This window comes from Massilimicrobiota sp. An80, from assembly GCF_002159255.1.
Taxonomy (GTDB): Bacteria; Bacillota_I; Bacilli_A; order Erysipelotrichales; family Coprobacillaceae; genus Allocoprobacillus; species Allocoprobacillus merdigallinarum.
Genome location: NZ_NFHI01000013.1, coordinates 44,094 through 50,595, shown reverse-complemented (window position 1 = coordinate 50,595; position 6,502 = coordinate 44,094). Strand labels below are relative to the sequence as shown.

Genomic DNA, 6,502 nt, shown 5'->3' with positions numbered 1-6,502 from the left:
TGAACAATGTTTGATATGAGAAGTAAGGAATGCCTTTTTTATTCTCTTTCCTTATTTCTATTTATATTATAGTCCTCTATTTTAGCAGAGTCAAGTATAGAGTGCTAAAAACATTTTTTCACACATTATGTCAACATATAATCATATGAATTTATTAAAAATCTGTATTTACAAGAGTTTATCTAACTCCATTAATAATCTTGATTTCATTATCCTTAATTCTTCATTTGTAGGACAGTTAGAATCATCATACATTTTTTGCATTGGATACCACCAGACAGGTCCCTTACCATTATTACCATATTTTCCTAAATCACCATTGACTCTTGGAAATAAATGCCAGTGAAGATGTGTATCTCCATTTCCCAATAATTCATAGTTCATTTTTTCTGCATTAAAAGCTTTAGAAACTGCTTCAGCTACAATAGACATTTCTTCTAAAAACTTCATTTTTTTGATTGTTTCTAAATGAAATAATTCTGTTTTATGATCTTTATATAAAAATAAAGTATATCCCTTAAAATGCTGATTATCTCCAATAACCACATAACCAGTTTCAAGTTCTTTTACAAAATATGGATTTGTACCATTCTTTATCATTTTTATTCTGTCACAAATTAAACACATTTTAATCACCTCACTAAATTTTGATTTAACAGTATCTTTATTAGATTCTACTTCTATATAAGATAATTCTCAAGGATTATTATAACTTCTAAAAAGAATAAAAAAGGCATTCCTTGTTGTTATTACAAAGAAAAACCTTAAAATAATAATGTTCAATTTTCTACAATTGACTTGCTTGTTTACTGAATTCATCATAACTATTAACAAAATGATATGGTTCATATTCTCCATATGCAGTTGGTCTACTAATAGTTATTATTTGAATATCATATCCTAATTTTTCTTGTAAAGCATCAGCAAATTGAGCCATTTCTTCTCCTGCTTCAGTTTGTAATGCTACACATCCTGATTTCTTAAATCTCTTCGCAATGAGATAACACATTTGCTAACACCTCCTCAAATTCTTTTAGTGATTTTATTTTACCACCTTCGTATAGTTTTCGCAAGATAATACCTACTTGATCAGAATATCCTCTTTTATAAAATTTATCATGCATCCAGTCATTAAATTGTCTATCATAGTAGGTATTGAACTGTATCTCTATGGGGTAATGAAAATTGTCTTTTTGGTAATAAACATGGACTCCTCTATACCCATCATCACGAGTTTTACCCTTAGACATATCAACAACTCTTATTTTATCTTCTGTTTCAAGCGAAAGAACTTCTTCATAATTTGAACAAATTGATCTAAATCCTAAAATATCATTAAATACACTAGAAAATGTTGAGTCAGGATGCCTATCAAATTTAATAGAAGCTGATCCCATACTTTTTATACGTAAGTCAATAGGTAATTTATATAATATACTTTGCTTATTATACCATTGTCTAGCATTTCGAATATCTTCTAAAACATCTCTTTTGTCAAAATGTCGTAGTGTTCGCTTCATACTAACTGTTAAACTGGATTTGTAGGATAATGAATCCAAGATGCTTATATTTAATCCAACCTTATCTAAGATATACATTGAAACATCACCTCTATTATTTAGTATATTTCCTTTTCTCATACTTTAACGTCTTTTTCATCAAATTGGTATAAATGTTATAAAACTATTATTTCTTCTATTCGAGAATAAAATGACTTAATATTGAATTATAAATATGTAAACAAATTCCAATTTACTCATTTCTTCTATCACCTACTAATAGTATTTTAATTTATATCACTCATTTTTTGATTTCACTTTTGCCGGATTGCCTACTGCTATAGAATTGTTTGGAATATCTTTTGTTACAACACTTCCAGCACCAATAACCGAATTATCCCCAATAGTCACTCCCGGTAAAATAGTACAATTTCCTCCAATCCATACATTTTTACCAATAGTTACAGGTTTGCCAAATTCAATATCTGAAATTCTTTCATCTGGAACTAATGAATGACAAGCTGTATAAATATGGGTATTTGGTCCTATTAAAGTATGCTCTCCTATTTTTACAGGGCAAACATCTAATATGACGCAACCATAATTAAGCATAACATTTTTTTCAATGAAAATATTATATCCATAATCACAAAAAAATGGTGGTTTAATCCAAAATTTTCCGTTAGTATTTATTAATTTTCTCATTAATCGTGATTTCATATTGATCTCATTAAAACTTCTTTTATTATACTTAGTACATATTCTATTTGCTCGTGCTCGTTCAAGAACAAGTCTAGGATTAGCAGGATTATATTTTTCTCCAGAAATCATTTTTTCTTTTTCTGTTTTCAATCTTATCATTCCTTTTTATAATTTTAAACTACCACTTATTTTTTGATTAAAGAATCTATTCCTAAACCAACACATAAACCTATACTTATCCCAAAACATATATATAGGAATGTTATCAGTAAACAGTCCTATAATGACTCCTAGTGATGTTCCAATACACATTCCTTCTCACATATATGTTTTTATTTCATCTTTATTTTTCAATAAATATATTTAACTTTCTGTTGCTTTTTCCAACTTTTCTTTCATTGGTGTTAAAAACGGACGTATCGGTTCTAAAACTTTCATGTTTCTTAATAAAACCATAGCCATATTTCGATCTCTTTCCATAAAGTCATCAACAGCATACCATAATTGTTTTTGACAATCTTCTTGTCTATAATCTGAAAGTGAAATCAATGCATAACAATAAAAATAGGCGACAATATCAAAATCTAAACAGTGTCTTTTATGGTTATATTGGGGAATATTTGTTTCTAAAAATTGCAAAACTGTATCGACTGTATGTGGTTTTTTAGAAAAAGGAATCATTCTTTCATATTCTTTTTTTGTTATGGGAGCATGTGTGAGAGTTGCTAATTTACGACATAACTGCCATATTTCCTCAAAAGATGCACCAACTTCTTTGGCAGCTTCCATTAAAGGCAAGGTACTTTTAGCTCCCCAAATATTCTCTCCTTGAAATTTTGGACCAGTTATAACAAATGTTTTATGATTCTTAATACAATCTTGAAGATAAGCCTCTTGCTTTTCTCGATAATCTCTTAATTCATCAATTGAAGGTATTTTCTTTCTAGTCATATTTTTTCTCCTATATCCCATATTATATCAACAGAAGATAAGCTATTCAACAAAATCACCACTTACAAAATCTCCTATAATCATTGTATTTAAAAAGAGAACATTTCTGTTCCCTACATATCAATTTGAATATGACTTCCTACTCTTTCTTTTACTTTTTCTTGCATGCGTTCTTTTGAAATTGTTATCCCATTGTATCCTTGTAAAGCATGTTTTTTAGCAAGTTCATCTGTATAATCTTTTAATCTATATACTGTAAATTTCTCTCTTGTATCAATGATATTCTTTTGATTCGTTGTTTCATAATGATTCATAAGTGGTACTAAAGTGACATTTTGAATAGACCACTCACTTCCATCTTTTTTAAAATCACATGTCAGCATTCCACCTAATTGAGAATCTTCTTCTAACATTCCACTAATAAAATTACCCAAACTATATGCTACAAGTGTTTGATGACCATCTTGACCTTCAATCCATTCTACAGGCTGTAAAGTATGCGTATGTGTTCCTAAAACGATATCAACACCTAAATCAGCTAAAAACTTCGCATTTTTCTTTTGAAATGGTTGTGGCTCCAAATCATTTTCAATACCCCAATGACAAGATACAATCACAATATCACTGATCTCCTTTGCATTTTCTACATCGTTTTTCATTTTTTCTTCATCAAAATCATTAATACAATAAGATGGATAATCTTCTGTATAATTTAACATCTGATTATATGCTAAAAAAGCTATACGTAAACCATCCTTTTCAACAACCTGGATCTGATCACGTTCTTCTTGAGACTGATATAATCCAATATAATGCATATCCTGATAATTTTTAAAAACATGGATAGAATGCTGGATTCCTTCATATCCTTGATCTAAGGCATGGTTAGTAGAACCATTGACAATATCAAACCCAACATCATGTAAATTCTTTGCCATAGCATCAGGAGTATTAAAATAAGGATAGCCAGATGCTTTGCCCCCACCTAATATTGTTTCCTGATTGACAAAAGCCAAATCAGCCTGTTCAATATATGGCTTTATGTTTGTATAGTAGGATGAAAAATCATAATCATCATCCGTTTTTGCTTCATCCAATAATCTTTGATGCATTAAATTATCCCCAACGGCGACAAACGAAACTGTATCATCTTTTTTTGGTTCCTGAACTTTTTCTTTTTTTGGTGTATTTTGACAGCCAGAAATCAATAAAACAGATATCAATAATTGGATAATCTTTTTCATTTATTTAGTTGTACTCCCAAATCCACCATTACGAATCTCATTTGCATCATCATCTTCAACAAGACCATATTGCATAAAGATTCCTTGCGCAATCCCTTGTCCAGGTAAGACTTCTACAGTTTTATTTTCATTTGTATCATTTGTCATCTTAATAAAGATATGCCCCTCATTATCTGAATAAAAATAATCACTATCAATAACTCCCACTGTATTGTTTAATTGTAGACGATACTTAAATCCTAGTCCACTTCTAGGATAAATCATTAAAACCCATCTTTCATTCATTTCACAACGAATACCAGTTGGAATCTTGATTGTTTCCTGTGGTTTTAAGCATATATGAATAGGTGTATAAAAATCATATCCCGCTGAACCTTTAGTCGCACGTTTAGGTAATTGAATAGAATCATAAACAGATTGAATCTGTTGCTTAGAAGCATGTGCATCATAATCTAAATAAGCTTCCTCAAATTGTTGATAAGATACTTTATAAAATTTTGCTGTTGTCATATTTTTCTCCTTAACCTTCATAATATTCTTCTAACGTTTTGTTTTCCTGATGTAATTGTGTAGCTAAATCTACACCTACATAACGAATATGCCATGGTTCATACCCATAACCTGTAATACGGACTTTATCTTGAGGATAACGCAAAATAAAGCCATATTTATAAGCATCACTTTCAATGAATTTTCCCAGTGGACTATCAGCCACTTTTTCACTTAAACGATCTCCATCCATAGTATAGGATATATCTACACATAAGCCTAGTTCATGTTCACTACGACGAGGATAGGCATTATATTGAATAGCATGCTCTTGGCCAAACACTTTTACAGAATTATCCCAATAAAGCTGTTGTGTTTCTGGTTCACGATAGCCTGAAATGGTATAAATCTCAATGCCTTTTTCCTTGGCTGCCTGATAAAATTGCGTGTATGCCTGATTCGCTTCATGACGCAACTTTTGACTACAATCAATCACTTTTTCTAAATCATCAGGCTTCCATCCCTCAGGTATTTCATGTAACTTATTGACAAGAACAGTCACATCATCAGGATTTTCAACAATATCCGCCTGTGCTGTGATAGGATTAATCAAATCCCCCACATATTCCACAACATCTACAATCAAATCCTTTTGAGCTTTATTTCCAGCCTGATCTTCTACAGAATAATGGACAGTTTTCTTCCCTACCGTAGATGTATCTATATCACAGTAGCTCACCTGATCCATTAAATCACCATCTTGTGAATCGCTGGCTTTTTCAATATAAAGACTATAATCAAATGTATCATTTAATGCTATTTGAACTCTTGATTTTGTTAATGTCAAAACAGGAGCTTCCTTGTCTTGTGATTGACATCCTGTTAACATAAACATAAAAGAGAGTATCCCTATGACAATTTTTTTCATGATTACCTCCATAACATAACGACTTATTAAAACTATACCCTTACTTAGCTACCATTATAAACCAATTCTACGAAAAATTCCTTAATATTTACTTAATTTATTTCATTTGACAACATTCACACAAATTCATATAATATCGTCATAAAAAAGGAGGATATTTCTATGCAATATGCTATTATTTTTTCAAGTCCAACAGGAAATACACAAATGTTGGCTGAAACTATTAAAAATCATATAAAAGGAGAATGTTGTTATTATGGAAAGGCTGACTTAGCACCATTGATGGCTGATTATATTTTTGTAGGTTTCTGGACAGATAAAGGAACATGTGATGAATCAATTCAGGATTATTTAAAACAACTCCATCATCAAAAAATCTTTTTATTTGGAACTGCTGGTTTTGGTGGTAGTCAAGAATATTTTGATGGTATTTTAAAACGTGTCCAAACAAACATTGCTGATGATAATCAAATTGTGGGACAATTTATGTGTCAAGGAAAAATGCCTATGAGTGTCAGACAACGTTATGAACAAATGGCACAAAAACAGCCGGAAAAATTTATTCCTATGATTGAAAATTTTGATCAGGCATTATCACATCCTAGCCCAGAGGATTTACAATCATTTATCCAACAACTTTCAGTCATTCAATAATCGAGATCATCATAGGATTCATACTTATGATGATC

At 30.5% G+C, this 6,502-nt stretch carries 9 protein-coding genes; 1 reads left to right on the top strand and 8 read right to left on the bottom strand.

Annotated elements, in window-relative coordinates:
- Positions 1-168: 168 nt before the first annotated feature.
- The 8 genes from B5G32_RS05395 to B5G32_RS05360 form a co-directional block, all read right to left on the bottom strand.
- A complete protein-coding gene (locus B5G32_RS05395) occupies positions 169-627 on the bottom strand; it encodes an HIT family protein (RefSeq protein ID WP_087936069.1) in 459 nt (152 codons plus the stop codon).
- A 160-nt stretch (positions 628-787) separates the two neighbouring features.
- On the bottom strand, positions 788-1,009 hold the full coding sequence (locus tag B5G32_RS05390) for a DUF6718 family protein (RefSeq protein WP_087358603.1): 222 nt from the start codon (positions 1,007-1,009) through the stop codon (positions 788-790).
- Positions 981-1,598, bottom strand: coding sequence for a nucleotidyltransferase family protein (locus tag B5G32_RS05385; RefSeq protein WP_087358601.1), 618 nt, complete (start codon positions 1,596-1,598; stop codon positions 981-983). The genes B5G32_RS05390 and B5G32_RS05385 overlap by 29 nt, the downstream gene beginning before the upstream one ends.
- A 198-nt stretch (positions 1,599-1,796) precedes the next feature.
- A complete protein-coding gene (locus tag B5G32_RS05380; protein ID WP_087244743.1) occupies positions 1,797-2,360 on the bottom strand; it encodes a sugar O-acetyltransferase in 564 nt (187 codons plus the stop codon).
- 204 nt (positions 2,361-2,564) lie between these two features.
- Positions 2,565-3,152: a hypothetical protein gene (locus B5G32_RS05375; protein ID WP_087936068.1), complete on the bottom strand. Its 588-nt coding sequence runs from the start codon at positions 3,150-3,152 to the stop codon at positions 2,565-2,567.
- Positions 3,153-3,265: 113 nt separating this feature from the next.
- The gene (locus tag B5G32_RS05370; protein WP_087936067.1) at positions 3,266-4,396 is read right to left on the bottom strand and encodes a CapA family protein; all 1,131 of its coding nucleotides are present in this window, start codon (positions 4,394-4,396) and stop codon (positions 3,266-3,268) included.
- Positions 4,397-4,906, bottom strand: coding sequence for a dCTP deaminase/dUTPase family protein (locus B5G32_RS05365; protein WP_087297395.1), 510 nt, complete (start codon positions 4,904-4,906; stop codon positions 4,397-4,399).
- Between the two features lie 10 nt (positions 4,907-4,916).
- Positions 4,917-5,813, bottom strand: a complete 897-nt coding sequence (locus B5G32_RS05360) for a D-alanyl-D-alanine carboxypeptidase family protein (RefSeq protein ID WP_087936066.1) — start codon at positions 5,811-5,813, stop codon at positions 4,917-4,919.
- A 162-nt stretch (positions 5,814-5,975) separates the two neighbouring features.
- On the opposite strand from B5G32_RS05360, the gene bilS reads away from it, so the two are divergent.
- On the top strand, positions 5,976-6,467 hold the full coding sequence (gene bilS, locus B5G32_RS05355; RefSeq protein ID WP_087936065.1) for a flavodoxin family protein BilS: 492 nt from the start codon (positions 5,976-5,978) through the stop codon (positions 6,465-6,467).
- Positions 6,468-6,502: the final 35 nt, after the last annotated feature.

Bases quoted from the DNA above. Each gene is read 5' to 3' on its own strand.
- B5G32_RS05370 (WP_087936067.1), bottom strand. From the start codon at position 4,396: ATGAAAAAGATTATCCAATTATTGATATCTGTTTTATTGATTTCTGGC.
- B5G32_RS05360 (WP_087936066.1), bottom strand. From the start codon at position 5,813: ATGAAAAAAATTGTCATAGGGATACTCTCTTTTATGTTTATGTTAACA.
- B5G32_RS05365 (WP_087297395.1), bottom strand. From the start codon at position 4,906: ATGACAACAGCAAAATTTTATAAAGTATCTTATCAACAATTTGAGGAA.
- B5G32_RS05395 (WP_087936069.1), bottom strand. From the start codon at position 627: ATGTGTTTAATTTGTGACAGAATAAAAATGATAAAGAATGGTACAAAT.
- B5G32_RS05385 (WP_087358601.1), bottom strand. From the start codon at position 1,598: ATGTATATCTTAGATAAGGTTGGATTAAATATAAGCATCTTGGATTCA.
- B5G32_RS05390 (WP_087358603.1), bottom strand. From the start codon at position 1,009: ATGTGTTATCTCATTGCGAAGAGATTTAAGAAATCAGGATGTGTAGCA.
- bilS (WP_087936065.1), top strand. From the start codon at position 5,976: ATGCAATATGCTATTATTTTTTCAAGTCCAACAGGAAATACACAAATG.
- B5G32_RS05380 (WP_087244743.1), bottom strand. From the start codon at position 2,360: ATGATAAGATTGAAAACAGAAAAAGAAAAAATGATTTCTGGAGAAAAA.
- B5G32_RS05375 (WP_087936068.1), bottom strand. From the start codon at position 3,152: ATGACTAGAAAGAAAATACCTTCAATTGATGAATTAAGAGATTATCGA.